This window comes from Pseudaminobacter soli (ex Li et al. 2025) (genome assembly GCF_003012705.1).
In the GTDB taxonomy this organism is placed as follows: Bacteria; Pseudomonadota; Alphaproteobacteria; order Rhizobiales; family Rhizobiaceae; genus Pseudaminobacter; species Pseudaminobacter soli.
The window spans coordinates 276,681-301,961 of sequence record NZ_PXYL01000001.1; the positions used below are offsets into that span (position 1 = coordinate 276,681).

Below are 25,281 nucleotides of genomic sequence, written 5' to 3' on the forward strand. Positions count from 1 at the left end.
TCTTTCCAAAAAGCTATATTGCAAATGCCGGCTGAATAGGTAATTTAGTCTAGTGATTTGGTGAAGTATCAAGTCACGACAGCGCGGCGCATCGATAGGATCGACGGGGTCCTGTCATAAAACTGCAAAGTGTTTGGTGCGCAAAAAAAATGCAAGGCACGAGGCCTTGCAATTAAACGCGTCCGATCTGCTTTCCGTTTCCGGCGGCTGCGGATAATCGCGCCTAGATCGCATCCTCCCAAGACTTTGACCGCGTAGGAGAACAGATTTTTTCTCTGTCCTCTCGATTATGTGAGCACACTAGACCAAGCTGCGCTGAATTGTCACGAACATTTTTGCGTCAGCGGCCCATTAGATGTGCTGCACTGCACAATGCGTTTGCAGCCCTTGCACATGGCGTAGGCAGGGTGGGGAAGGCCCAAGACGCGCAATCTGTCGCGGTTGGGCGCCAAGTATCTGTTCTAAGGCGGCTTCGGGTTTCCAAGCTGCCTTGAAATGGCTATGAAGCGCGGGCAGGCAACACAACACTGCGTCGGTGCCGATTCCGGTTCCGATTCCTCTTTCTTCTTTGACGGAATTCCTCATGCGTCTGTCGCGCTACTTCCTGCCCATCCTGAAAGAGAATCCGCGCGAGGCCGAAATCGTCTCGCACCGTCTGATGCTGCGCGCTGGCATGATCCGCCAGCAGGCCGCAGGCAGCTTCTCCTGGCTGCCACTGGGCAAGCGCGTTCTGGACAAGGTTTGCCGGATCATTCGCGAGGAGCAGGACCGCGCCGGCGCGCTGGAGATACTGATGCCGACCATCCAGTCGGCCGACCTGTGGCGCGAGAGCGGCCGCTATGACGACTATGGCGACGAGATGCTGCGCATCAAGGATCGCAACAAGCGCGACATGCTGTTCGGCCCGACCAACGAGGAAATGGTCACGGAGATCTTCCGGTCCTACGTCAAGACCTACAAGGACCTGCCGCTGAACCTCTACCACATCCAGTGGAAGTTCCGCGACGAGCGCCGCCCGCGCTTCGGCGTCATGCGCAGCCGCGAGTTCCTGATGAAGGACGCCTATTCCTTCGACATCGACTATGAAGGCGCCCGGGCGGCCTACAACCGCATGTTCGTCTCCTACCTGCGCACGTTTACGCGCATGGGCCTGCAGGCCATCCCGATGCGCGCCGACACCGGCCCGATCGGCGGCGACCTCAGCCACGAATTCATCATCCTGGCCGAGACCGGCGAAAGCCAGGTCTATTGCGCACGCGAATTCCTCAGCCTGCCGGTGCCGGGCGAGAACACCGATTTCTCCAACGACGAACAGATCGCCGGCATCGTCAAGGAATGGACGACGCCCTACGCGGCCACCGACGAGATGCACGACGAGGCCGCCTGGAACGCAGTTCCCGCCGGCGACCAACTCTCGGCGCGCGGCATCGAGGTCGGCCACATCTTCCACTTCGGCGAAAAGTATTCGAAGCCGATGGAAGCCAAGGTTGCCGGCCCCGACGGCAAGGACCACTACGTGTCGATGGGCTCCTACGGCATCGGCCCGTCGCGCCTGATCGCGGCCATCATCGAGGCCAGCCACGACGAGAACGGCATCATCTGGCCGGAGGCCGTGGCGCCGTTCCAGGTCGGCATCATCAACATGAAGACCGGCGACGCCGATTGCGACCGCGTGTCGGAAGAGCTGTATGACGCCTTCACTGCCGCCGGTAAGGACGTGCTCTACGACGACACCGACCAGCGCTCGGGCAGCAAGTTCGCTACCGCCGACCTGATCGGTCTGCCGTGGCAGGTCATCGTCGGCCCGCGCGGCGTGGCCGCTGGCGAGGTCGAGATCAAGAACCGCCGCACCGGCGAGAGGGAGACCCTGTCGATCGCTGCCGCCATTGCTCGCTTCGGTAGGGACTGATGGCTAAGGCGGCGGCCAAGCCGGCTGGCGCCGGACCCTTTTCCGCCTTCGAGCGCATGGTGGCATGGCGCTACCTGCGTTCGCGGCGCAAGGAAACGGTCATTTCGGTGATCGCCTCCATGTCCTTCATCGGCATCATGCTGGGCGTGGCCACCCTCATCATCGTCATGGCGGTGATGAACGGCTTCCGCGCCGAGCTGCTCAGCCGCATCCTCGGCATCAACGGGCACCTGATCGTCCAGCCCGTCGACACGCCGCTGGAGGACTATGACGCTGTCGCCGGCCGCATTAACGGCGTGGCCGGCGTTAAATACGCCATCCCCCTCATCGACGGCCAGGTGCTGGCGCAGGGCGAGGTGGGCGCCGGCAACGGCGCGCTGGTGCGCGGCATTCGCGGCCAGGACCTCGCCAAGGTCTCGCTGGTCGCCAACAACATCAAGCAGGGCTCGCTCGTCGGCTTCGACGACAGTCACGACGCCGTGGCGATCGGCACGCGCATGGCCGACAATCTCGGCCTGTCGCTCGGCGATACCATTACCCTCATCTCGCCGGAGGGCGACGTCACGCCGATGGGCACGACGCCCCGCATGAAGGGCTACAAGATCGCGGCGATCTTCGAAGTGGGCATGTCCGAATACGATGCCTCAATCATCTACATGCCGCTTTCCGAGGCGCAACTGTTCTTCAACATGGAAGGCCGCGCGCAGACGATCGAGGTCTTCGTCGATAATCCAGATGCGGTCGATTCGCTGAAGCCAACGGTGGAAGCGGCGGCGCAGCGGCCTGTCTTCATTTCCGACTGGCGCCAGCGCAACCAGACCTTCTTCTCGGCTCTGCAGGTCGAGCGCAACGTCATGTTCATGATACTGACGCTGATCGTGCTGGTGGCCGCGCTCAACATCATTTCGGGCCTGGTCATGCTGGTGAAGGACAAGGGCAGGGACATCGCCATCCTGCGCACCATGGGCGCCACGCGCGGCGCGGTCATGCGCATATTCGTGATGACGGGGGCTGCCATCGGCGTCACCGGCACCATAGCCGGCGTCGTCCTCGGCATCGTCGTGTGCCTGAACGTGGAGTCGATCCGCCAGTTCTTCTCCTGGATTTCGGGCACGGTGCTGTTCAATCCCGAGCTCTATTTCCTGAGCAAACTGCCGGCCAGGATGGATTTCAACGAGACTCTCAGCGTCGTCATCATGGCGCTCACCCTCTCGTTCCTGGCCACGCTGTTTCCTGCCTGGCGGGCCGCCAAGCTCGATCCGGTCGAAGCATTGCGGTACGAATAATGGCTAACGAAAAGATCATCGAACTGAAGGGCGTCGAGCGGCACTACGTCCAGGGCCCGCGCAAGCTCACCATCCTCAACGGCGCCGAGTTTTCGCTGCGGCGCGGCGAGATGGTGGCGCTCGTCGCCCCCTCGGGCGCCGGCAAGTCGACGCTGCTGCACACCGCCGGCCTGCTCGAAAAGCCGGATGCCGGCGATGTCATCCTGGCGGGCCGCGCCTGCGGACGCCTGTCCGACGACGCGCGCACGTCCATCCGCCGCAACGACATCGGCTTCGTCTACCAGTTCCATCACTTGCTGCCGGAGTTCTCGGCCATCGAGAACGTCATGCTGCCGCAACTGGTGAAGGGGTTGGCGCCGGCCGAGGCGCGGGCGCGGGCAGGACAGTTGCTGGAATACATGCAGATAGGCAAGCGCGGTCAGCATCGCCCCTCTGAGCTTTCGGGCGGCGAGCAGCAGCGCGTGGCGATTGCGCGCGCGGTGGCCAATGCGCCGCTGGTGCTTCTGGCCGACGAGCCGACCGGCAATCTCGATCCCGTCACCGCCTCCTACGTCTTCGACGCGCTCTTTGCGCTGGTGCGTCAGTCCGGGCTTGCGGCGCTGATCGCCACCCATAACCACGAGCTTGCCGGCCGCATGGACCGGCGCGTCACGCTCGCGGACGGCAAGGTGGTGCCTCTCTGAGAGTGAGGCGTGGTGGCCGAAGGCCGCGAAAAGCCAACGATTTGGCTTTTCGAACGACGAACGCCCGGAGCCATAGCGAAGGGCCGGCGGCCAAGGGCACGGTCCACGCCGCGCGCTGCCGCAATGACCCCACCCGCATCCTTCGCTTTGCTTGGATGCGACCTCACCTCAAGGGGGAGGTAGAACTCCGCGCACTGCCGCCCCCGATCCGATGCGCGGATAGGTAACGTGCAAACAGGCGGATGAATTTCGGAGAAATTCGGAGCTCTTCGAAGCCAACCGCTTGCAATTACGGCCCCCGGAATAAAATCGCGGCCCCGTTCATCCCCCACTTTCCCGCCTCCCGCATAATCCTCGGCATCGCCCTCGCGGGAACACGGGTCATGAACCGGATGAGCGTGGAGGGCGACGGCGTCCGGGCTGGTGGCGTGACGGTAGCGCTGCTGGATGATGAATCCCCAAGTCCGGGCCCAGGGTGTGGCTGGCCGCGCGAATGCGGAGGCGAACAAACCCAGGCAAGAGCGCCGGGTGGACGCATGGCTAGCGTCAACCAATACCCTTAGAGGCGCGATGCCATGCGTCCACGTTCCCATGATCCGGCTTCGTTTTCGAGGCGCGGTAACGCCCCTTCGCGTCCGCATTCTTTTGGCTCCCCTCAGCCTGACGAGCTTTCGACGATTCGAGGTCGAGTTATCCACCAGGGAGAAGCTCGCAATGCGCAAGGCGGCCGAAGCCTTAACCTTCAGTTAACCCCATTGCCGACTCACGGCGCCACGGCTTGAGCGCCAGTGATCAGGCGCTTGACGATGGAACAAAAATAGAACAAAATGAAAACAATTCAGATACAGGAGGGAAGCATGACCGATCTGATCCAGGATGTCGTCTCGCTGATTTGCATGAGCGCATTTCTCGTCACGATGGCGATGTGGATCGGCGCGATGTGAGCCTGTTTCCCATTGCCTGGGCGGGCCTCAGCCTGCCTTGCGATGTGCTTCGGCCGCGATTGCGGCCGGGCCGAACACCGCCTCGAAGGCCGCCTTCAGCGCCACATCGAGATCGGTCATGGTGACCGGCAAGCCGAGATCGACCAGGCTGGTCACGCCATGCTCAGCTATGCCGCACGGTACGATGCCGCTGAAATGTTCGAGGTTGGGCTCGACGTTGATGGCGATGCCGTGAAAGCTCACCCAGCGGCGCAGGCGGATGCCGATGGCCGCGATCTTGTCCTCGGCGGGAGAGCCGTCGGGCATAGGCGGCCGATCCGGCCGCACCACCCAGACGCCGACGCGATCCTCGCGCCGCTCGCCGCGAATGTTGAAGCGGTCGAGCGTCATGATGATCCAGGCTTCGAGCGCGGCCACGAAGGCGCGCACGTCCTCGCGCCGCCGCTTCAGGTCGAGCATGACATAGGCCACCCGCTGGCCCGGGCCGTGATAGGTGTATTCGCCGCCGCGACCGGCAGCGAAGACCGGGAAGCGGTCGGGGTCGACAAGGTCGCCCGGCTGCGCGCTGGTGCCAGCGGTGTAGAGCGGCGGGTGCTCGACCAGCCACACCAGCTCGCCCGCGCTGCCTTCGCGAATCGCTGCAGCGCGCGATTCCATGAAGGCGAGGGCGTCCTCATATGGCGTCAAACCAGGCTCGATTCGCCATTCGACGGGCGGCGAGTCGGCCGCCGGCAAAAAATATGTGTCGATCTGGCTGCGCTGATTCATGGCCTGGCCCCGAAAAACTCTCCTTCATATGGCTGCGGCCACGCAAAAGGTCCAGTTTCTCCTCCGCGGCAGCTCGTTTTTCCGGGCTCCAAGCCGAGGATTCCCCTGCGTCGTCACAAAGAATTCGAATATTCGTCACGGCGTACTTGTGTCCCCCAAAACGATTTGCTACATGCCCCCCTGCCGGTCGAGACCGGCCCTTCTGTGACGTGCGGTCGTGGCGGAATTGGTAGACGCGCAGCGTTGAGGTCGCTGTGGGGCAACCCGTGGAAGTTCGAGTCTTCTCGACCGCACCAGTCACAACTAAGAGCCCAGAACTACTGGGCTTTATTCTTTTCTCCGAACATACCGACAAAGGCGCCGAGAGCCTTTTCTGGCCGCGAGAGTAACGGATCTCGCCGACAACCAGCGCGAGCTGGCCGGCCGCAAGATGCGGCAGCTCAAGTCCCGCAGGACAGAGCCTCATCAGGCAGGAACAGTATTCGCTTTCCACGTCTCAGCTGTGGCCGAGCCAAAATGCGTGTGCTTGAGCCAGTCCGCCAGGCGCAGGGCCATCGCGACGATCATCAATGTCGGATTGGCGTGCGAGGCCGTCGGGAAAACCGAGCTTCCCGCCACATAGAGATTTCCCACCTCGTGAAGACGGCAATTGCGGTCCACCACGCCGTGCGCCGGGTCGTCGGACATCCTGGTAGTCCCCATAGGGTGGGCAACGTCAGTAAACGAATCAGGCAAGCCGCCTTCCGCGAGCCAGGGAGGAGGAACCGGGGCGCCGAGGCCTATTCGGTCGAACTCCTGTGCAAGGATCTTCGCCAGTTCGGCGACCGAGCGCTTTTCCAACTCGGAAATTTTCCAGTTCACGCGCGCAATAGGCTGCCCCAGCTCATCCCTGCGCTCGGAGAGGGTCACGCGGCTTTCGGGATCGGGTTGCTGTTCCACCAGGCAATCGAAGACCAGCCTGTCGACCTTGTGCCGGACGCTGCGTCCCTTCGCGATGCGTTGATAGAGCCCCTCCACAAGGTTCGCCGGATCGGCGACAGCACGGCGCATGTCGCTCAGATAATGGGGCGAACGGCGCATGTAGAGACGCTTGAGCGCGTCCCAGGGATCGTCCTCGGACCTGTGCTCGGACAGATAGGCTGCGCAATTCAGCAACTGCTTCTGCCGTTGCAGGGCGGGGCTCAGTGCCAGGCCGTGCGAATAGACGTGGGTCCTGTTGCGCTGCCGCAGTTGGAAGAGGCCCAGCCGGACCTGCACAGCCCGCGCCGACTTGGCGTCATAGTGGCCGAGGCTGATGCGTGGGTGGTCCATCAGGAAGCGCCCCACCAAGTCGTTGTGGTTTCCTACGCCGCTTGTGTGGGTACGTCTGGAGGCAAGCAGAAGCCTGGCATTTTCCAACCCGCCGGCGGCAAGTACCGCGATCTTTGGGACGATGCGGACAGTGCGGCCAGGGGTCGGCGTGACCTCCAGGGAGGTCAGTCGGCGGCCGCTTTCGTCGGTTCGCAGATGTGTGACCGGCGCATGGATGTAGGCTTGGACGTTTTCGGTTGTCTGACTCAGGAAGCGGGGCCCGAAGCGCAGGAACTCCATTGGCTGTTCGGGGTCGCGCGCGAACTGCCAGAAGCAGGGAACCAGCAGATCGCGGGATACCTCGCGATTCGGTCGGGCCCTTCCGAGAATGTCCCGCATCGCGTCGTCATAGACATTGGGGCCAAGCACCATCAGCTCGGCCGCCCGGTCGGCATAAGACAACACGTCCGCCCGACCTATCGGCCACCCGGAGTAACGCACCCAGGCTCGATGCTCGAAGTCTATCTCGTCGAAGGTTCGGCATTTTCCGCTCCAGCTATGCGAGCTGCCGCCGAACACGCGGTTGCGGACCAGCCTCGGCTCGCTCACCCGCGGCGCGCCGATACTTTCAAACCTTTCACTAGGAGCTACCTCTCCGTTCTCGGCCAGGCCGCCGCACTCCAGGAGGATGACGCGGACGCGGCTGCCGAAGAATTCTCTTGCGATCGACAAGCCGGCAGGACCGGTACCTACAATGGCCAGGTCCGCCTCGAGAGTCGTCCCGGGCGCGACCATACGCATGTCGCGAACTTGCATGTGTCCCCTCCGTGTCTACGTCCCTCAGCCTTCCCCAAGGCTGACCTCTCCGCTCTTCCGTTATCAGGAGACTTCAATGCGGTTGAGAAAGGCATTTGTGCGAATGCGGTCGTCCTTTGGTGCGATGCATCGCCACTGCCTACGGGCGGGACTAATCAATCCGGCTTAGGTTGGTTCTGGGGCTTCCAGGAGCGAGGTCCTGACAGGCTTTCTGCAGCCTTTGCTTTGATTAGCCGGTGCTGGATGCCTAGCCACTGCTTCGGCTGGATTTTTTCTTCTCGATTGACTTTTACGTAAATGCCGTGCGACAGTTTTTGTTTAAGTCGCGTCAGCGAAAAAATAATGGGGTGGAAGTGCTATGCGGGAATATTATTCGATCACCGAGCTGACCCGCGAGTTCGATATCTCGACGCGCACTCTACGGTTCTACGAGGACGAGGGGCTCATCCAGCCCGTCCGGCGCGGCCGCACCCGGCTGTTTCGTCCGTCCGACAGGCATCTCATCCGGCAGATCATCCGGGGCAGGCGGCTTGGCTTTTCCATCAACGAGATCCGCGAGATCATACAGATGTACAGGGAGCCGCCGGGCGAGGTCGGGCAGCTCAGTCTCATGATCAAGCGAATTGAGGAAAAGCGCGAGGATTTGCGCCAGAGGCGGCGCGACCTCGAGGAAACGCTCGCCGAACTCGACCAGGCCGAGGAATCCTGCGTGGAGCGGCTGGCCGAGCTGGGCGTGACCACCTAGGACATTAGTGCCTGCTTCCGTCGGCGCTGGTCATCTACCGGCGATCAGATCCAGCGGCGCACCCGCTTGGCGTAGTCGCGGTAGCGCTTGCCGAACCGCGCCTCGAGGTGTTTTTCCTCGCGCTCGACTGCCAGCTTTTGCGTGACGAAGGCGGCGAGCACCGCAAATAGCAGGAACCAGACGATGCCGCTGACCAGGCCGATGCCGATCATCAGCAGCGCCATGGCAAGATAGATCGGGTTGCGGGTAATGGCGAAGGCACCGTCCATCACCAGATGGTCCGCGGCTTGCGTCGGCATGATCGTCGTCTGCGCCCGCCGCATGACGTGGATTGCCGAGACATACATCGCAATCGCGCCCAGAATGACGAGCCAGCCGGCGGCAAAGAGGATGTCTCCCAGCAGCCCATGGATCCACGGCACGGGCAGGAAGACCTCGAGGACGACGCTGAGGATGACCGCCACAAGATAGACCAGCGGCGGCCAGGGAACCGTGTTGGGCCTCGTGCCGGTGTCGTTCATTGCATTCCTCCCTGAAGCAGCTCGCCGTCGGTCTTATCCGTACACAAGCCGGCGTTCTCGTCTATTCTAGCGCGCAATTCCGGTGACGGAGTGCCGGAAAAAAGCTGAGCGAGGTCATCCTTTTCCAGTGCGTCCAGCATGCAGGCACAGTAGCGGCTGCAGAATTCGGCATCGCGCGTCTGCTCGCATGTCCGCTCGCAGGAGTTGCGGAAGCGCACTTCCTGCGGCGGCAGCTGTGGCGGCATGACCTGCGAAAACAGCCAGACACATGAGATCAGCACCGGCTGGTGGATGAGGTAGAAGGCGAGGCTGTGCCTGCCTGCGAAGTCGAACGGCATCGACCACTTGCCGAGCCGGATTTCCGCCAGCCTGTCGAACAATCCGCTGGACGACGCGAACTTGCCCGCGGCAATGCCCGCAAGCACCGCGCCGAACCAGGGGAAAAGCGGCACGTAGTCGTTCGAATGCGGGTTGGTTGACGACAGCCCCACCCACCAGAGAGCGGGATAGTCGAAGAACTCGCTGCGCAGGAAGTTCGGTGCGGCGATCACGAGAGCCGCAATCAGCAGTGTAACCAGCGGCGGCAACCGCAGGAAAGCGAGGCCGAGCAGGCTGGCCAATGCGATCTGATGCAATATGCCGAAGAAAATGAACCCTTCCGGCATCGCGATCCAGGTCACGACCGTAATCGCGAGCGCCGCGGCTGCGATCATGCCGAACCGGCGCCAGAACGATCTCCAGCGTATGCCCTTGCCGTGCGCCAAGACGAGGCTGATGCCGACCAGAAACAGGAAGCTCGAGGCAATGCAGCGCGCAAACAGTTTCCAGCCGCCCACCGCCGTCATGCCCGGCTCGACATAGCCGAAGAACTCCAGGTCCCAGGTGAAGTGGTAGATGGCCATGGCGACAAGCGCCAAGCCGCGCGCCAGATCGAGAACCTCGATGCGCTTGCCCTTTGCCGGCGAGACTTGATTCGTCAGTGTTTCGGCGTACATGGCTGTCTTTGCTGGCGATGTGGTCATGGTGACATCGTTAGCATGGATGGCAAGGCCGAAGAATGACGCGGAGATCTTGATGCACAATGTGAATGCCAATGGCGCCTCGATACCGGCGCTTGGTCTGGGCACGTGGACCTTGAAGGGCGAGGAGTGCTCGCAGCTGGTGTCGGACGCGCTTGCGATCGGCTATCGCCATCTCGATACGGCGCGCATGTATCACAATGAAGCTGCTGTCGGTGCTGGCCTGCGTGCATCCGGCATTGCTCGCGACGACGTTTTCGTGACGACGAAGGTCTGGTGGACCGACATTGCGCAGGGCGATCTCCAGCGCTCGGCCGAGGCCAGCCTGAAGGATCTCGGCCTCGATCATGTCGATCTCCTGCTGATCCATTGGCCCAACCCGAACATTCCGCTGGAAGCATCGATCAAAGCGCTGAACGAAGTGAAGCGCAGCGGTCTTGCGCGGCACATCGGCGTGGCCAACTTCCCCACGGGCCTGCTTTCCAGGGCAGTCGAAGTCTCCGAAGCGCCGCTGGTCGCCAATCAGGTCGAGTATCATCCCTATCTCGACCAGTCGAAGGTGCTGCGCCTGTGCCGCGCCAATGGTGTTGCGCTCGTCTCCTATTGCCCGCTGTTCCGTGACGGAGGCCTGTTCGCGGAGCGGGCCGTCCAGGACGCAGCGGCCCGCCACGGCAAGACGCCGGGGCAGGTCGTGCTGCGCTGGCATGTCCAGCAAGAGGGTGTGGTGGCCATCCCGCGCACCACAAAGTCTTCCAGACTGGCCGAGAACATCGACATTTTCGACTTTGCGCTGTCGGACGAGGAAATGGCGGCCATTTCGGCCCTGACCGGGCAGAACAGGCGCATCTGCGACGGCGACTTCGCACCCGAATGGGATGCGGCTTAGGCCACGGACAGGGGGCTATAGTCCCACAGCATTTTACGACGGCTAAAGGTCGGTTTCCTGCTATCGGCCGGAAACCGACACCTGCAAACCTTACCGGAGAATGATCCGGGGCAGGAATGGTCACGCAGGTAAGGCATCCCATCTGGCTACCCGCCGTGAAACCGGCGGGTGCGCGCACCTTCGCCACCCTCTACGCGCTTGAGTCCTTCGCGCGAGCGACCATCACCTCGGTGGTCCCGATCCAGGCCTATGAGCTTCTCCAGAACAAGCAGACCGTCTCGCTGCTTTACACGCTGGTGGCGCTGATCGGCCTTTCGGCGACGCTGTTCATGCCGATGCTGATCGGGCGGTTTTCGCGCCGCTGGATCTACACCGCCGGGGCCTCGCTCCTGGCCATCGGCTCCCTGCTGTTCATGACGCATTCGCTGCCCGGGCAGTTGCTCGGCATGCTGTCGCGCGTGATGGGCGCAAGCGCGCTCGCCATCACGCTCAACCTCTACATCATGGACAACATCCGCAAGACCGAGATCATGCAGGCTGAATCGCTGCGCATGGCCTGGTCGATGATCGCCTGGACCGGTGGCCCGACGCTGGGCGTCTACCTCTACACGCGCTATGGCATTGTGGCCGCCCAGGGGTTGGTGGTCGTGTTCGCGGCGGCCCAGCTTGCCGCATTCTGGCATTACCGCCTTGGCGACAACGAACTGATCCGGCCCGGCAAGACGCGGCCCGCAAACCCGCTCAAGAACATCGGCCGTTTCGTCTCGCAGCCGCGCCTGCGGCTGGCCTGGGCGATCGCTTTCGGCCGTTCCTGTTTCTGGACGACGTTCTTCGTCTACGGCCCGATCCTGATGGTGGTCACGGGGCAGGGCGAAATGGCGGGCGGCCTGCTCGTCTCGGCCGGCAATGCGCTGCTTTTCGCGGCGATCTTCTGGGGCAAGGCGGGGCGCCGCTTCGGCGCGCGCAACATCATCACGCTCGCCTTTTTCTGCATGACAGCGGCGCTGCTCGCCGCCGGCTTCACTGGCGAGAAATGGCCGCTGGCGACGGGCGGCTGCCTGCTGCTTGGCGCCTTGTTCACGGTCGCGCTCGATGCGCTGGGGTCGACCGCCTTCATGCGGGCGGTGCGCACCTACGAGCGCCCGCAGATGACGGCGGTGTATCGAACCTATCTCGACCTGTCGGAACTCCTGCCGCCGCTCGTCTACTCGGTCGTGCTCAGCTTCTTCGGGCTAGGCGCCGTATTCTGCACGCTCGGCGTTCTCACCGTCACCTGCGGTCTGCTCACCTGGCGTTTTCTGCCGAAGTCGATGTGACGCCGTGGGCGGCGTGCTGGCCGCGCACCCATTCGTGAAAGCGGTACAGATCGTATTCTTCCGGCATCAGCACGCCTGTCGAATGGCGCCGTGAATGCAGACCCTTCTGGTTCAGTTCGCAGACGGCGGCATCTTCCTCCAGCACGCGTGTGCCGAAGGAGATGATGTTTTCGAGATCGGCGCTCTCCGAGGTCAGCGCCTTGGCGGGAAACAGCCATTCGGCGGTGAGTTCGGTCTGCTCCGGTCCCAGAGGCAGGAGCCGGACGGTGCGGACATAATCGACATGGCCGACGATGAACATCGAGGGCAGGTGTGTTGCGTAGGTCTGGCCCGCGGCGCGTTCGGCCTCGCTCAGCGTTTCGAACATTGGGCCATGAACGCGGCCGTCCTCCGACCAGGTCTCGGCTCCGGTACGCAAGCCCCCGGCATATTCGGGCGCGTCGTTGTCGGCATGGAGCGCCCATTCGGGATCGTCATGTCGCGCCATCAGCCCGCGTCCATAGATTGGTACAAGATTGGAAAGGTTCTTGTGCACGCCGGGGCAGTGCAGGCACTCGTTGAAATTCTCCCAAAAAATCTTCCAGTTGCAGTTCATCACCTTGCGCAGCACATGGCCGGTGGCGAGTTCCTCAAGCGGCCAGTTGGCGAGGTCGCCCGAGCCGGGATCGAAACTGTCGGCTGCTGAACCGCTGGCTGCTTCATCCAGATTGACGAAGACGAAGCCGCGCCACAGCGACAGCGCCACCGGATAGAGCGGGTAGTCGGCCTTGTCGAAACCGGCCGGCAATGTCTTGGAAGGGACGCGCACCAACTCGCCGCTCAACGAATAGGACCAGGCGTGGTAGGGGCAGGTCAGCAGCCGCGCCTTCAGCCGCCCTTCGCTCTCGCGGCACAACTGCGACCCGCGATGGCGGCAGGTGTTGTGGAAGGCGCGCAGCGTGCCTGATTCGTCGCGAAGCACGAGGATTTGCTGCGTGCCCACGGTGAAGACGCGAAAGGCGTGCGGCTGGGCGATGTCGGCTTCGCGGCACACCATCAGCCAGTTGCGGTACCAGATGGATTCGAGATCGCGGCGATAGTCCGCTTCGTCCCAGTAGGCGCGCGACGGCAGCGTCGTCTGAGTGGTTCGCAGGCCGTTATATGGATCGATTGCTTCGGTTTCAGCTTGCATGGCGTTCTCCGGATCGACGGGCAGAAACGGACACTGCCAGGCGCCGATTGTCAATCGCCGTCGACCCTGAGCCTGCAGGCGGCAACCCGCGGCTTGCGCGTTTGCGACCTGAGTTGCCCCAAAAAGGGCGGGAATTTGGTTTGCCGGGCACACCGATTCTCCGTATAGTTGCCGCTGTCGTCGGTTCCAGACGGGACTAAGAGGGAATGCGGTAGGGATTTTTTGTCCTGAGCCGCGGCTGCCCCCGCAACTGTATGCGGAGAGTTCTCCCCAGATGCCACTGAGGGTCACCTCGGGAAGGCGGGGTAGGGCGCAGACCCGCAAGCCAGGAGACCTGCCGGCGACAAAGGCAACTCTAGAGGCCCTCGGGTGGAGGGCGAAAGGACTTTGGGAATGAACACGGTTTCTTCGACGCTCGGCGCTTCCGCTAGCTCGGCCTCGCGCGCTACGCAGCTCGCCCTCTCGGCGCTGCTCGGCCTGTTCGTGGTCGGCTTCGTCGGCTTCTCGCACATGGACGTGGTGCACAACGCCGCCCATGACGTTCGTCACTCGCTGGCATTCCCCTGCCACTAACACGGGATTTCTCCCATGTCTGTTTTTCGCAACGTCGTGTTCATCGCGGCGATCGCCGGGCTTTTGTCCGGGCTGATCCTAGCTGCGATGCAAAGCTTTGCGACCGTCCCGCTCATTCTGCAGGCTGAAGTCTACGAAGAGGCAGGCGGCGGTCACGATCACGGCTCGGCGCACAACATGCCGGGTATGGAGATGAGTGCGCCGGCGACGGCAGAGGCCGCGGCACCTGCCGAGGAAGAAGCCTGGGAGCCGGCAAACGGTGCCGAGCGCACCGGCTTCACCGTGCTTGCCAATATCGTCACCGGTATCGGCTTCGCGCTGGTTCTGGTTGCCGTGTCCGAGTTCGCCGGTGGCGTCGCCAACTGGCGCCAGGGCGTTTTCTGGGGCCTTGCCGGCTTTGCCGTGTTCACGTTGGCGCCGGGCCTTGGCCTGCCGCCGGAACTGCCGGCCATGCCCGCGGCCGACCTTGCAGGCCGCCAGGTGTGGTGGATCGGCACGGCCGTTGCCACGGCTGCCGGCCTCGGCCTGATCGCCTTCCGCAGCTCGCTGGCCTTCTCGCTGCTCGGCCTGGCGCTGATCGTCGTTCCGCACGTCATCGGCGCACCGCAGCCTGAAAGCCACGAAACGCCGATCCCGGAAAACCTGCACCACCAGTTCGTGGTCGCGGTCACCGTCACCAACCTGATCTTCTGGGTGGTGCTCGGTGCGCTGGTCGGCATCGTGCGCGGCCGCTTCACCGGAACGGCGAAAAGCCTGCGCGACAGCTTTGCGTGAGGCCAATACACTGACGCTGCTGCTCGGCGGCGCGCGCTCCGGCAAGAGCGCGCATGCCGAGCAGCTGGCGACCGGCTTTCCGGCGCCATGGACCTATATCGCCACCGCCCAGGCCTATGACGACGAAATGGTGGAGCGCATCGCGCTGCATCGCGCCCGCCGCGCCGAGGGCTGGGAAACGCTCGACGCGCCGCTCGATCTCGTTGGCGCCATAGAGAGCGTGCCCGATGGCCGCCCGCTGCTCGTCGATTGCCTGACGCTGTGGCTCTCCAATCATCTTCTGGCCGAACACGACCTCGAGCGCGAAAGCGAGCGCCTCGCCGAGACGCTGGGCAAGCCGCGCGGGCCGTGGTTCGTCGTGGCCAATGAGGTGGGCTTGGGCATCGTGCCCGACAATGCGCTAGGCAGAAGATTTCGCGATGCCGCCGGCCGGCTCAACCAGAAGATCGCGGCTCGCGCCGACCGTGTGCTGTTCATGGTCGCGGGCCTGCCCATGCAGGTGAAATGACATGAAGGAAATCGACGACAGCGAAGCCGAACGCCATAAGGCCAAGATGGCCAAGCGCAAGGCGGTGCAGGATGCCGAGGTGGCCGGCAAGACCATCGAGCAGAAGGGGCTGCTGATCGTCAACACCGGCCCGGGCAAGGGCAAGACCACCGCCGCCTTCGGCCTTGCGCTGCGCATGATCGGCTATGGTCGGCGCGTGGGCGTCGTGCAGTTCGTCAAGGGCGCGTGGCACACCGGCGAGAAGGACGCTTTCTCCGCCTTCGGCGACCGGGTGGTCTGGCACACGATGGGCGAGGGGTTTACCTGGGAAACGCAGGACATCAAGCGCGACATCGCCGCCGCCGAAGCCGCATGGGCCAAGGCGGTGGAGCTCATCAACGATCCGACCATCGATCTCGTCGTGCTCGATGAACTCAACATCGCACTGCGCTACGAATATCTAGACCTCAACGCGGTCGTTTCGACGCTGACGAACCGGCGCGAGGGGCTGCACGTGGTCGTCACCGGCCGCAACGCCAAGCCGGCGCTGATCGAGGCGGCCGACCTCGTCACCGAGATGGGCTCGGTAAAACACCATTTTTCGGCAGGGGTGAAGGCGCAGCAGGGAATCGAATTCTGAGACCTGCCGGTCAGGCTATCGCAACATGGCCGCGAGGAGCCCGAATCCTGCAATCATGATCAGGTCAGCGGTCCAATAAAGCCTTAGCGCGCGCCTGATGTCGGCGCTGGTCGCCTCGCGCCGGCCGTTCCCCATCAGGTGGTCCTGCACCAGGAGCCCGCCATAGACGCGTGGGCCGGCGAGAGCGAGGCCCAATGCTCCGGCCATGGCCGATTCCGGCCAGCCCGCATTGGGCGAACGATGTTTGCCAGCATCCCGCAAAACCGAGCGCCATGCATTCGCGGGATCGGCGCCTGGCACGAGCGCGGCGGCCGCGACCAGCAGCAGGCCCGTGAGGCGCGAGGCGGGCAGGTTGATGAGATCGTCGAAGCGCGCGGCGGCCCAGCCGAAGGCTTCGTGGCGGGGCGTGCGGTGGCCGATCATCGAATCGGCGGTGTTGGCCGCCTTGTAGGCGACGCCGCCGACCAGACCGCCGGCGCCAAGCCAGAAGGCCGGTGCCACAATGCCGTCCGAAAAATTCTCCGACAGGCTTTCGATCGCTGCGCGGCAGACGGCGGCTTCATCGAGTTGGTCGGGGTCGCGACCGACGATCATCGACACAGCCCGACGCCCGGCGCTGAGGCCTCCTTCATCAAGCGCGTCGGCCACTGCCTTGACGTGGCTCGCAAGGCTGCGCTGCGAGAGCAAGCTGCTACCGAGGATCGCCACGAGGATGATGCCGAAGGGCAGGGCCGAAAGAGCCGTTGAAATGGCGAATGCGATCGCTGCCGGCACGCCCACCAGAACGATGAGTGCTGCCACGCCCGAAATGCGGCGCTGCATGTCGGAAAGCGTCGCGCGGTTGAGGTGCCGGTCGAGGAAAGAGATCAAGTGGCCGATCCAGATGACGGGATGGCCGATTGCGCGCACCAGCCGATCCGGGTAACCGAAGCCCAGTTCGACGAGTAGCGACAGGAAGGCGAGCAGGACGAACATGGCGCTTGTGAACGGGAACTCGGTGGATGCGGTGGCCGATCATGGCGGCAGTCTGGGCCGGGCCAGCGCGCTGTTTCCACATGCACCGCTGCCCTGGATCGACTTGTCGACCGGGATCAACCCGCACTCCTATCCGCTTTTCGATCTGCCTGCCACCGCCTTCTCGCGGCTGCCGGAACCGGCGCGCGCGCGCGAACTCGCGGCCGTCGCCGCCGCAACCTATGGCGCGCCGTCGGCCGCCAATGTCGCGCCTGCGCCGGGCACCCAGATCCTGCTGCCGCGTGTCGCTTCCCTTGTGAAGCCGGGCCGGGCGCTGGTGCTGGGGCCGACCTATGCCGAGCATTCGCGCGCCTGCGTCATAGCCGGCCATGCGGTGGCGGAAGTGCGGGACTTCGATGCGCTGTTCGGCGCCGATATTGCCGTCGTGGTCAATCCGAACAATCCGAATGGCTGCGTGGTGAGCCGCCGCGACCTGCTGGACCTCGCCGACAAGATGCGCTCCAAGGGCGGGCTTTTGGTGGTCGATGAGGCCTTCATGGAAGTCGGCCCGCAGGACGAGCGCGTGGACGGTGATGTCGAGCGCGGCGGGCTTGTCGTGCTGCGCTCCTTCGGAAAATTCTTTGGGCTGGCCGGCGTGCGGCTTGGCTTTGCCATTGCAGCCGAACCTCTGGCTGCCCGTCTCGATGCTGAATTGGGGCCGTGGGCCGTGGCCGGTCCGACGCTGGAATACGGCATCAAGGCGCTGGGCGACGAGGCGTGGCAGCAGTCCATGTGCAACACGCTGTATGAGGATGCGGTCCGGCTGGATGCATTGTTTGCCGGCGCGGGTATTCAAATAAGTGGTGGCACCAGCCTGTTCCGCTTCGTCCGCATTCCGGATGCGGCTGGGCTATTTGCGGCGCTGGGCGAGCGCGGTATCCTGATCCGGAATTTTGGCTGGGACGACACTGCCCTGCGCATCGGCATTCCCGGCAGAGAAGCAGAATGGCAGCGGCTGGAACAGGCGCTGGCGGCTTGGGCCGCCAAGCGTGACGCCCGCGCGACGGAGGCTTAGCCATGATCTTTGTCTGCCCGCTGTCGAAGGTCGATGAAACCGTTTCGCGCTCCGGGGCGGAACGACTCGTTTCGCTGCTCACGGGCGGCACCGAAGTGGTTCGACCGGCCGTGATCATGCCGGAGAATCACCTGCTGCTGGCGATGAACGACATTGCCGAGGCGCAGGCGGGCATGACACTGCCGGGCGAAGCGCATGTGCGCCAGCTGCTCGATTTCGCAACCGCTTGGAATCGTGCCCGGCCGCTGGTGATCCATTGCTTTGCCGGCATCAGCCGGTCGACGGCTTCGGCCTATATCGTGGCGTCGGCGCTGGCGCCGCGGCGTGACGAGGTTGAGCTTGCGAAGGAACTGCGCTGGCTGTCGCCCTCGGCCACGCCCAATCCGCGGCTCATCGCAGTGGCCGATGCGCTGCTCGGCCGTGAAGGCCGCATGATCGCGGCGATCAAGGGCATCGGCCGTGGTGCCGATGCCTTCGAGGGCACGCCCTTTGCGCTGGAGATCGGCGGTTAGGACTTACGCCAGCCACTCCGACACCTTGGCCTTGCGCACATCCTGCAGCAGCCGGATAAAACCATCGGCTTGATGCTCGGCGGTCAGCCGGCCCTTTTCAGCGGTGGCGATGGCCGCATTGCCGACCACACCATGCTTGTTGAGATCGGCGGCAAGCCAGGCATAGGCATGCGTGCCGGTCTGGCGCAGCAGGTCGAAGTGCTCGTCCGCCTTGGTGACGTTGGAGACGAAATCCTCAGCCTGGCTCATGTCGACCAGGTCGGGCCGGAAATGCAGCATCAGCGAGGTTTCGACATCGCCGCCATGGATGCCGAAGCGGTCTTCCTGCGCCGTATACATGCCTTCCGGGCGGCCGAAACGCTGCCAGCTCGTCTTCACCGCCAGCATGTCGAAGCGCACGCGCAGCTCGCGCGTGACGATGCCCATGATCTCCTCGTTGCCGCCATGCGAATTGACGATGATGAGCTTGCGTACGCCGGCACGCGCGATGGAAACGCCGAGCTCGGTCCAGGCTTCGATCAGCGTCGGGGCTGGCAGTGTCAGCGTGCCGGGCGAGCGCACATGCTCGTTCGACTTGCCGACCGCCTGGATGGGCAGGATGCGCACGTCGAGATTTTCCGGCAGGCGAGGGATGACCTTGTCCAGCATGCCCTGCATGATGGTCGTGTCGGTGGAGACCGGCAGATGCGGCCCATGCTGCTCAATGGCGGCCACCGGCAGCACGGCAATCGTCGTCTCCGGGTCGATGTTGGCATATTCGGTGGTGCGGTAGTCGCCCCACCAGACGCGTCTTCTTGCTTCGGCCACGATGAACCTCGTTTGCTGTTTGGCGACCGACTAGACCCTGATCATCGTCTTGTCGATCACCCCGCGGCGATGACCTCGATCTCGATCTTGAATTCGGGCCTTGAGAAGCCGGCGACGATGAGCAGCGTCGAGGCCGGCGCCGGCTCCGAAAACAGGCGGTCGCGCACTTCCATATAGGCTTTCAGATAGGCGCGGTCGCCGACGAAAGTGTTGATGCGTACGACATTGGCGAGCGTCATGCCGGCTTCGGCCAACACGGCGGCGATGTTGTCGAAGCAAAGCTCAGTCTGCGCGCCGACATCATCGGGCACCGAGTCGTCGGGCCCGATGCCGATCTGGCCGGAGCAGATGACCAGCCGCTTGCCGGCGGGCACCTCGACGCCGTGGCTGTAGCGACCGAAAGGCGGTCTTATCGATTTCGGCGTCAGGAATTTGAACATCGCATCCTCACCCTCTTTCCAGCCAGCCTATGGCGGAATCGCTGTCGCATTCAAGCGTTTGACGCTGCGTCATGCTTGTGGACAGGCGTTCAAAAAATAGGCACGATGCCGGCGCGAATGGCATGACGGCGCCGGCTTCGAACCGGAACGGGTGAAGCGGACAGTCTTCGGCGCCGCAACATCCATGGCACGCCTCTTGCTTCTTCGAAATCGTGTTTCACGCCCCGGCAGAAGACCGAGGGCACGAAGAGGGGTGCGTGCATGAACAGGAATATCGTCATCTCCTTTGGAGCGGCCGCGCTTTTTGGCGCAACCGCTTCGGCGGCGCTCGCCAACGAGAAGGTCACCTTCATGACCAACTGGCTGGCCCAGGCCGAGCATGGCGGCTACTATCAGGCCGTGGCCGACGGCACCTATGCCGCCTGCGGCCTCGACGTCACAATCCAGCAGGGCGGCCCGCAAGTGAGCGGCCGACCGCTGCTGCTTGCTGGCAAGATCGATTTCTACATGGGCGGCAATCTGCTGCAGGCCTTCGATGCCGTGCAGCAGAGCATTCCGCTGCGCATCGTGGCCGCCACCTTCCAGAAGGAGCCGCAGGTGGTGATGTCGCATCCCGGGCAGGGCCTCGACAAATGGGAAGACCTGCCGAAGGCCGACCAGTATATCCTCGGCGACGAGGGCATGCAGAGCTTCTTCCAGTGGATGGTGACCGACTACGGCTTCGACCCGGCCAAGCGCGTGCCCTACACCTTCAATGCCGCACCCTTCATCGCCAATGCAAAATCGATCCAGCAGGGCTATGTGACCTCCGAGCCCTTCGCGGTCGAGAAGGAGGGCGGGTTCAAGCCCAATGTCTTCCTGCTCGCCGACTATGGCTTCAGCACCTATGCCACCACCATCGAGGCCATGCAGAAGACCATCGATGAGCGGCCGCAGGTGGTGCAGTGCTTCGTCGATGGCTCAGCCAAGGGCTGGTACAGCTATCTCTACGGCGACAACAAAGCCGCCAACGAGATGATCAAGAAGGACAATCCCGACATCACCGACGAGCAGATCGCCTTCTCGATCAAGCAGATGAAGGACCACGGCATCGTCGATTCCGGTGAGGCGGAAAAGCTTGGCATCGGCGCCATGACCGACGAGCACATCGCCGATTTCTACGCCAAGATGGTCAAGGCCAAGGTCGTGCCGGAAGGGCTCGACATCAAGAAGGCCTACACGCTGCAATTCGTGAACAAGGGTGTCGGCCTCGATCTCAAGAAGTAAGCCCGGCATCGGGATCATGGAGTACATCAAGGCAGCAACACCCGCGATTGCCGGGAGCGGTGGACCGCTCCTGGCGCTTCGTGCGGTCGGCAAGAGTTTTTCCAACGGCGTCACGGCACTCAGCGACGTCAATCTGACAATCAGGGAGGGTGATTTCGTCAGCTTCCTCGGCCCGTCTGGCTGCGGCAAGTCCACGGCGTTGCGCATCATCGCCGGCCTGACCACGCCCACCACCGGCACGATCGACTGGCCGCGCCGGACCGGCGAGCAGGCCTCCGTCGGCTTCGTGTTCCAGGAGCCGACTTTGCTGCCCTGGGCCAGCGTGTTCGACAATGTCTGGCTGCCGCTGCGGCTGAAGGGCGTTTCGCGCAGCGAAGCGGCCCCGGCCGTGGCCAAGATGCTGGAGCGCGTGCACCTCACCGGCTTCGAAAAAGCGGTGCCGCGCGAGCTTTCGGGCGGCATGCGCATGCGCGTCTCCATCGCCCGCGCGCTGGTCACGCGGCCGCGCTTGCTTCTGATGGATGAGCCCTTCGCCGCGCTCGACGAGATCACCCGCTTCAAGCTCAACAACGACCTGCTCGAACTCTGGCAGGAAGAGCGCTTCACGGTCGTCTTCGTCACCCACAGCGTGTTCGAAAGCGTGTTTTTGTCCAACCGCATCGTGGTGATGGCGGCGCGGCCGGGGCGTGTGTTCGAAGAGGTTGCGGTGGATGCAGCCTATCCGCGCGATGAGGCGTTTCGCACCTCGCCGGACTATGCCGCGCTGTGCCGGCGGGCGTCCGACGTGCTCGGCGAGGCCATGCGGATCAACTCGAGTGGTGCCGCATGACGGCAATTCAAACCCAAGCACCTGCGGTCGATCAGGAAGAGATGCGGCGGGCGCGCAGCCAGCGGCTGGAGCGCATTGGCAGATGGGTGGTGCCGCTTGCCATCATGGTGCTGGCGATCTGGCTGTGGGACCGCATCTGCGTCTGGAACGAAATTCCGCAATATATCCTGCCGCGCCCCGGCGTGGTGCTGCAGACGCTCTACAACGATGCCGGCCTGCTGTTCGGCTCGCTTCTGGTGACGCTGAAGATCACCTTTCTCAGCCTGCTTCTGGCGGTGATCGGCGGCGTTGGGCTGTCGGTGTTGTTCGCGCAGTCGAAATGGGTGGAGATGTCGTTCTTCCCCTTCGCAGTCGTGCTGCAGGTCACGCCAATCGTGGCGATCTTCCCGCTCATCAACATCTATGTCGACAACCAGACCGCCAAGTTGTTGCTTTGCGCCTGGATCGTGGCGTTCTTCCCAATCCTCTCCAACACGACGCTGGGCCTGAACTCGGTCGACCGCAACCTGCGCGACCTGTTCCGGCTGAACGGCGCGACGCGCTGGCAGGAGCTCTGGCACCTGCGCCTGCCGGCAGCGATGCCCTATTTCCTCGGCGGGTTGAAGATCGCGGGCGGCCTTTCGCTGATCGGCGCGGTGGTGGCCGAATTTGTCGCCGGCGCGTCCGGTCAGTCGTCGGGGCTTGCATCGCGCATCATCGAGGCGGGTTATCGGCTCAACGCGCCGCGGCTGTTTGCGGCACTGATCCTGATCTCGCTCACCGGCATCGTCATCTTCCTCGTGCTGTCGCTCGTTTCGCATCTCATCTTGCGGCGCTGGCACGAAAGCGCGCTGAAGCAGGAGGGGTGATGGCGGCTGTCGATCTTCCGACTTCCTGCACCTTCACGCTTGCCAATGCCCGCGTGCATGCCTCGCTGACGCCGGGTCTCGAGGCGCAGCTCGATGGTGACGGCTTTGCGCTGGCGGATATCGATGTGGCGGATGGCCGGATAAAGAGCATCGGAGCCGCCACATCGGGCAAGGCCGATGCGACTGCCGTCGATCTCAAGGGCCGCATCGTGCTGCCCTGTTTCGTCGATTGCCACACCCATATCGACAAGGGGCACATCTGGCCGCGCAAACCCAATCCCGACGGCTCCTTTCCCGGCGCGCTTAGCGCAACAGATGCCGACCGAACGGCCCGCTGGAGTGCGGAGGACGTGGCCCGGCGCATGGATTTTTCCCTGCGCTCGGCCTACGCCCACGGCACCAAGGCCCTGCGCACGCATCTTGATAACGCCGCGCCGCAGGACGCGATCTCATGGCCGGTCTTCGAGGAACTGCGTGAGCGATGGAAGGGCCGGATAGAGTTGCAAGCCGTCAGCCTGATCGGCATCGACGGCGTGCGGGATGCCGACTGGTTCGAGCAACTTGCCAGGCGCGTGGCCGCCGCGCGCGGCGTGCTTGGCGCCGTGACCTATATGGTTTCGGATCTCGACGAACTGCTGGACCGCATGTTCCGCGCGGCGATCGCGCATGGCCTCGATCTCGATTTCCACGCCGACGAGACCGACAATGTTGAGGCGGTTTCGCTGAGGAAGATCGCCGAGGCGGCGCTGCGCCATCGCTTCGAGGGAAAAATCCTCGTCGGCCATTGCTGCTCGCTGGCGCGCCAGCCGGACCACCATGTGCTCGACACGCTGGACAAAATGGCGCGCGCGGGGCTCGCAGTCGTCTCGCTGCCGATGTGCAATCTCTACCTTCAGGACCGCCGCCACGACGGCTCCACGCCACGTTGGCGCGGAGTGACGCTGCTGCACGAGATGAAGGCACGCGGCATCCCGGTATCGGTGGCGTCGGACAATACGCGCGATCCGTTTTACGCCTATGGCGACCTCGACATGCTGGAAGTCTACCGCATGGCAACGCGCATCTTGCATTTCGATCATCCCGTGGGCGATTGGCCGAAGACGGTTGCCGCGACGCCGGCAGAGGTGATGCGGCTGGATGGGGCAGGGCTGCTGCGGGCCGGTGGACCGGCCGATTTCATCATCTTCAAAGGGCGAAGCTGGACCGAGCTTTTGTCGCGGCCCGAATCCGACCGGATCGTCGTGCGCGACGGAAAACCGATCGATGCCGAACTGCCGGACTACGCCGAACTCGACGATCTGATGGTGGGGGGATGATGGATATCGCTGCGCTGAAACGCGATCTCGACGGGCTGAAGATCGAGGACAACGAAAAGATCGTCCAGCAGAAGAGCCGCGATTTTTACTGGTACAGCCCAGTGCTGAAACGCCAGCTGGATACCGTCAGCGGCGATCTCATCGTCTCGCCGAAGAACGAGGCCGAGGTGGTCCGCGTGCTGGCTGCCTGCCACCGGCATGGCGTGCCGGTCACGCCGCGCGGCACCGGCACGGGCAATTACGGCCAGGCCATGCCGTTGTCAGGTGGCGTGGTTCTGTCGCTTGCCGACATGAACGAGGTCACGTCGATCTCGCCGGGGCGCGTGGTGTGCGGGCCGGGCGCGATCATCGCCGACATCGACAAGGCCACGCGCGCGCATTCGGGGCAGGAACTTCGCCTGCACCCCTCCACCTACAACACCGCCTCCATCGGCGGCTTCATCGCCGGCGGATCGGGCGGCGTCGGCTCGATCAATTTCGGCGGCTTACGCGATTTCGGCAATGTGCTGCGCCTGCGCGTCGTCACCATGGAGGCCGAGCCCAGGGTGCTCGATCTCACCGGCGAAGACCTGCACAAGGTAACTCACGCCTATGGCACCAACGGCATCATCACCGAGGTGGAGATGCCGCTGACCGCCTCCTACGACTGGGTGGACGTGATCGTCGGTTTCGACAGTTTCATGGGCGCTGCGCGCTACGGCAATGCGCTTGGCTGCCAGGACGGGCTGTTGACGAAACTCATCACGCCGATCGCCGCGCCCGTGCCGCAGAACTATTTCAAGCGACACCAGCGCTTCTTCCGACCTGGCCAGAGCATCTGCCTGGTGATGGTGGCGCCGCATTCGCTGGATGCCTTCCTGGCGTTTACTCGCCGCGAGGGCGGCGAGGTGGTCTTCAACACTGCGGCCATGACGGATGAGGAGAAGAAGGGCCTGCCGCCGGCCTTCGAGCTGGCCTGGAACCACACGACGCTTAGGGCGCTGCGTGTCGATCCATCGATCACCTATCTGCAGTCGCTCTACCCGTTCCCCAACCAACTCGCGCTGGTGGAGGAGATGGACGCCATGTTTCCGGGCGAGGTGTTTTCGCATCTGGAGTTCGTGCGCTTCGACGGCAACATCACCTGCTTCGGCCTGCCGCTAGTAAAATTCACCACGGAGGAACGGCTGGAAGAGATCATCCGCCTCTTCCAGGACAATGGCTGCCCGATCTTCAACCCGCACCGCTACACGCTGGAAGAGGGCGGCATGAAGCAGACCGACCAGGTCCAGCTCGCCTTCAAGCGCGAGGCCGACCCGCACGGGCTGCTTAATCCGGGCAAGATGATCGCCTGGGAAAACCCGGAATATGATTATCGGTCCGGCCGGACTTACTTGTTCAAGGGATTGGAGAAGGTGGGGTGAGGG

25 protein-coding genes, 1 tRNA gene and 1 riboswitch are annotated in these 25,281 nt (G+C 63.5%); of the genes, 18 read left to right on the forward strand and 8 right to left on the reverse strand.

What is annotated here, in order from left to right; all coding sequences use genetic code 11:
• Nucleotides 1-583: 583 nt before the first annotated feature.
• From proS to C7I85_RS01315, 3 genes are read left to right on the forward strand one after another with little or no spacing between them, the layout of a single operon-like run.
• Nucleotides 584-1,909, forward strand: coding sequence for a proline--tRNA ligase (gene proS / locus C7I85_RS01305; protein WP_106722147.1), 1,326 nt, complete (start codon nucleotides 584-586; stop codon nucleotides 1,907-1,909).
• Nucleotides 1,909-3,195 (forward strand): lipoprotein-releasing ABC transporter permease subunit, encoded by a 1,287-nt coding sequence (locus C7I85_RS01310; protein ID WP_106722148.1) that lies wholly within the window; start codon nucleotides 1,909-1,911, stop codon nucleotides 3,193-3,195. Before proS ends, C7I85_RS01310 begins: the two co-directional genes overlap by 1 nt.
• Complete coding sequence (locus tag C7I85_RS01315) at nucleotides 3,195-3,878, forward strand: ABC transporter ATP-binding protein (RefSeq protein WP_106722149.1); 684 nt, start codon at nucleotides 3,195-3,197, stop codon at nucleotides 3,876-3,878. The genes C7I85_RS01310 and C7I85_RS01315 overlap by 1 nt, the downstream gene beginning before the upstream one ends.
• 971 nt (nucleotides 3,879-4,849) lie before the next feature.
• Here C7I85_RS01315 and lipB read toward each other — a convergent pair.
• Nucleotides 4,850-5,590 carry a lipoyl(octanoyl) transferase LipB gene (gene lipB, locus C7I85_RS01325; RefSeq protein WP_106722151.1) on the reverse strand — a complete coding sequence of 247 codons (741 nt, stop codon included), beginning with the start codon at nucleotides 5,588-5,590 and terminating at the stop codon, nucleotides 4,850-4,852.
• A gap of 211 nt (nucleotides 5,591-5,801) precedes the next feature.
• On the opposite strand from lipB, the gene C7I85_RS01330 reads away from it, so the two are divergent.
• Nucleotides 5,802-5,886 (forward strand) — tRNA-Leu (locus C7I85_RS01330).
• Between the two features lie 169 nt (nucleotides 5,887-6,055).
• On the opposite strand, the gene C7I85_RS01335 is transcribed toward C7I85_RS01330, so the two are convergent.
• Entirely contained in the window at nucleotides 6,056-7,696 is a 1,641-nt protein-coding gene (locus tag C7I85_RS01335) for a GMC oxidoreductase (RefSeq protein ID WP_106722152.1), read from the reverse strand.
• 358 nt (nucleotides 7,697-8,054) lie between these two features.
• On the opposite strand from C7I85_RS01335, the gene C7I85_RS01340 reads away from it, so the two are divergent.
• Nucleotides 8,055-8,441 (forward strand): MerR family transcriptional regulator, encoded by a 387-nt coding sequence (locus C7I85_RS01340; protein ID WP_106722153.1) that lies wholly within the window; start codon nucleotides 8,055-8,057, stop codon nucleotides 8,439-8,441.
• A 44-nt stretch (nucleotides 8,442-8,485) separates the two neighbouring features.
• Here C7I85_RS01340 and C7I85_RS01345 read toward each other — a convergent pair whose 3' ends face one another.
• Nucleotides 8,486-8,962 (reverse strand): methyltransferase family protein, encoded by a 477-nt coding sequence (locus C7I85_RS01345; protein WP_106722154.1) that lies wholly within the window; start codon nucleotides 8,960-8,962, stop codon nucleotides 8,486-8,488.
• Nucleotides 8,959-9,957 (reverse strand): heparan-alpha-glucosaminide N-acetyltransferase, encoded by a 999-nt coding sequence (locus C7I85_RS01350; RefSeq protein ID WP_106722571.1) that lies wholly within the window; start codon nucleotides 9,955-9,957, stop codon nucleotides 8,959-8,961. The genes C7I85_RS01345 and C7I85_RS01350 overlap by 4 nt, the downstream gene beginning before the upstream one ends.
• Before the next feature lie 79 nt (nucleotides 9,958-10,036).
• Between C7I85_RS01350 and C7I85_RS01355 the strand changes: the two genes are divergently transcribed.
• Both C7I85_RS01355 and C7I85_RS01360 read left to right on the forward strand, forming a co-directional pair.
• Nucleotides 10,037-10,867, forward strand: coding sequence for an aldo/keto reductase (locus C7I85_RS01355; RefSeq protein WP_106722155.1), 831 nt, complete (start codon nucleotides 10,037-10,039; stop codon nucleotides 10,865-10,867).
• A 116-nt stretch (nucleotides 10,868-10,983) separates the two neighbouring features.
• The gene (locus C7I85_RS01360; RefSeq protein WP_106722156.1) at nucleotides 10,984-12,183 is read left to right on the forward strand and encodes an MFS transporter; all 1,200 of its coding nucleotides are present in this window, start codon (nucleotides 10,984-10,986) and stop codon (nucleotides 12,181-12,183) included.
• On the opposite strand, the gene C7I85_RS01365 is transcribed toward C7I85_RS01360, so the two are convergent.
• Nucleotides 12,152-13,354: an aromatic ring-hydroxylating oxygenase subunit alpha gene (locus tag C7I85_RS01365; RefSeq protein WP_106722157.1), complete on the reverse strand. Its 1,203-nt coding sequence runs from the start codon at nucleotides 13,352-13,354 to the stop codon at nucleotides 12,152-12,154. The genes C7I85_RS01360 and C7I85_RS01365 overlap by 32 nt on opposite strands.
• A gap of 164 nt (nucleotides 13,355-13,518) precedes the next feature.
• Nucleotides 13,519-13,710, forward strand: a riboswitch (cobalamin riboswitch).
• A gap of 37 nt (nucleotides 13,711-13,747) precedes the next feature.
• Between C7I85_RS01365 and C7I85_RS01370 the strand changes: the two genes are divergently transcribed.
• The 4 genes from C7I85_RS01370 to cobO are packed head-to-tail and all read left to right on the forward strand — an operon-like array spanning nucleotide 13,748 to nucleotide 15,828.
• The gene (locus C7I85_RS01370) at nucleotides 13,748-13,927 is read left to right on the forward strand and encodes a CbtB domain-containing protein (RefSeq protein ID WP_106722158.1); all 180 of its coding nucleotides are present in this window, start codon (nucleotides 13,748-13,750) and stop codon (nucleotides 13,925-13,927) included.
• A gap of 15 nt (nucleotides 13,928-13,942) precedes the next feature.
• Complete coding sequence (locus tag C7I85_RS01375) at nucleotides 13,943-14,701, forward strand: CbtA family protein (RefSeq protein WP_106722159.1); 759 nt, start codon at nucleotides 13,943-13,945, stop codon at nucleotides 14,699-14,701.
• Nucleotides 14,694-15,209 carry a bifunctional adenosylcobinamide kinase/adenosylcobinamide-phosphate guanylyltransferase gene (gene cobU / locus C7I85_RS01380; RefSeq protein ID WP_106722160.1) on the forward strand — a complete coding sequence of 172 codons (516 nt, stop codon included), beginning with the start codon at nucleotides 14,694-14,696 and terminating at the stop codon, nucleotides 15,207-15,209. Before C7I85_RS01375 ends, cobU begins: the two co-directional genes overlap by 8 nt.
• Before the next feature lies 1 nt (nucleotide 15,210).
• Nucleotides 15,211-15,828 carry a cob(I)yrinic acid a,c-diamide adenosyltransferase gene (gene cobO / locus C7I85_RS01385; protein ID WP_106722161.1) on the forward strand — a complete coding sequence of 206 codons (618 nt, stop codon included), beginning with the start codon at nucleotides 15,211-15,213 and terminating at the stop codon, nucleotides 15,826-15,828.
• A 15-nt stretch (nucleotides 15,829-15,843) separates the two neighbouring features.
• On the opposite strand, the gene cbiB is transcribed toward cobO, so the two are convergent.
• A complete protein-coding gene (gene cbiB / locus C7I85_RS01390; protein ID WP_106722162.1) occupies nucleotides 15,844-16,803 on the reverse strand; it encodes an adenosylcobinamide-phosphate synthase CbiB in 960 nt (319 codons plus the stop codon).
• Between cbiB and cobD the strand changes: the two genes are divergently transcribed.
• A complete protein-coding gene (gene cobD / locus C7I85_RS01395) occupies nucleotides 16,802-17,857 on the forward strand; it encodes a threonine-phosphate decarboxylase CobD (protein ID WP_106722163.1) in 1,056 nt (351 codons plus the stop codon). The two genes, cbiB and cobD, sit on opposite strands and share 2 nt — an antisense overlap.
• A gap of 2 nt (nucleotides 17,858-17,859) precedes the next feature.
• Nucleotides 17,860-18,369 carry a tyrosine phosphatase family protein gene (locus tag C7I85_RS01400; RefSeq protein WP_106722164.1) on the forward strand — a complete coding sequence of 170 codons (510 nt, stop codon included), beginning with the start codon at nucleotides 17,860-17,862 and terminating at the stop codon, nucleotides 18,367-18,369.
• Between the two features lie 3 nt (nucleotides 18,370-18,372).
• Here C7I85_RS01400 and C7I85_RS01405 read toward each other — a convergent pair whose 3' ends face one another.
• Together C7I85_RS01405 and C7I85_RS01410 are read right to left on the reverse strand one after the other, a co-directional pair.
• Nucleotides 18,373-19,176 (reverse strand): creatininase family protein, encoded by an 804-nt coding sequence (locus C7I85_RS01405; RefSeq protein WP_106722165.1) that lies wholly within the window; start codon nucleotides 19,174-19,176, stop codon nucleotides 18,373-18,375.
• 56 nt (nucleotides 19,177-19,232) lie between these two features.
• On the reverse strand, nucleotides 19,233-19,616 hold the full coding sequence (locus C7I85_RS01410) for a RidA family protein (protein WP_106722166.1): 384 nt from the start codon (nucleotides 19,614-19,616) through the stop codon (nucleotides 19,233-19,235).
• 261 nt (nucleotides 19,617-19,877) lie between these two features.
• On the opposite strand from C7I85_RS01410, the gene C7I85_RS01415 reads away from it, so the two are divergent.
• The 5 genes from C7I85_RS01415 to C7I85_RS01435 are packed head-to-tail and all read left to right on the forward strand — an operon-like array spanning nucleotide 19,878 to nucleotide 25,278.
• Complete coding sequence (locus C7I85_RS01415) at nucleotides 19,878-20,882, forward strand: ABC transporter substrate-binding protein (RefSeq protein ID WP_106722167.1); 1,005 nt, start codon at nucleotides 19,878-19,880, stop codon at nucleotides 20,880-20,882.
• 16 nt (nucleotides 20,883-20,898) lie between these two features.
• Nucleotides 20,899-21,711: an ABC transporter ATP-binding protein gene (locus C7I85_RS01420; protein WP_106722168.1), complete on the forward strand. Its 813-nt coding sequence runs from the start codon at nucleotides 20,899-20,901 to the stop codon at nucleotides 21,709-21,711.
• Nucleotides 21,708-22,559 carry an ABC transporter permease gene (locus C7I85_RS01425; RefSeq protein ID WP_106722169.1) on the forward strand — a complete coding sequence of 284 codons (852 nt, stop codon included), beginning with the start codon at nucleotides 21,708-21,710 and terminating at the stop codon, nucleotides 22,557-22,559. Before C7I85_RS01420 ends, C7I85_RS01425 begins: the two co-directional genes overlap by 4 nt.
• A complete protein-coding gene (locus tag C7I85_RS01430; RefSeq protein ID WP_106722170.1) occupies nucleotides 22,559-23,875 on the forward strand; it encodes a cytosine deaminase in 1,317 nt (438 codons plus the stop codon). Before C7I85_RS01425 ends, C7I85_RS01430 begins: the two co-directional genes overlap by 1 nt.
• Nucleotides 23,875-25,278, forward strand: coding sequence for an FAD-binding oxidoreductase (locus C7I85_RS01435; protein ID WP_106722171.1), 1,404 nt, complete (start codon nucleotides 23,875-23,877; stop codon nucleotides 25,276-25,278). The genes C7I85_RS01430 and C7I85_RS01435 overlap by 1 nt, the downstream gene beginning before the upstream one ends.
• The last annotated feature ends 3 nt before the right edge of the window (nucleotides 25,279-25,281 follow it).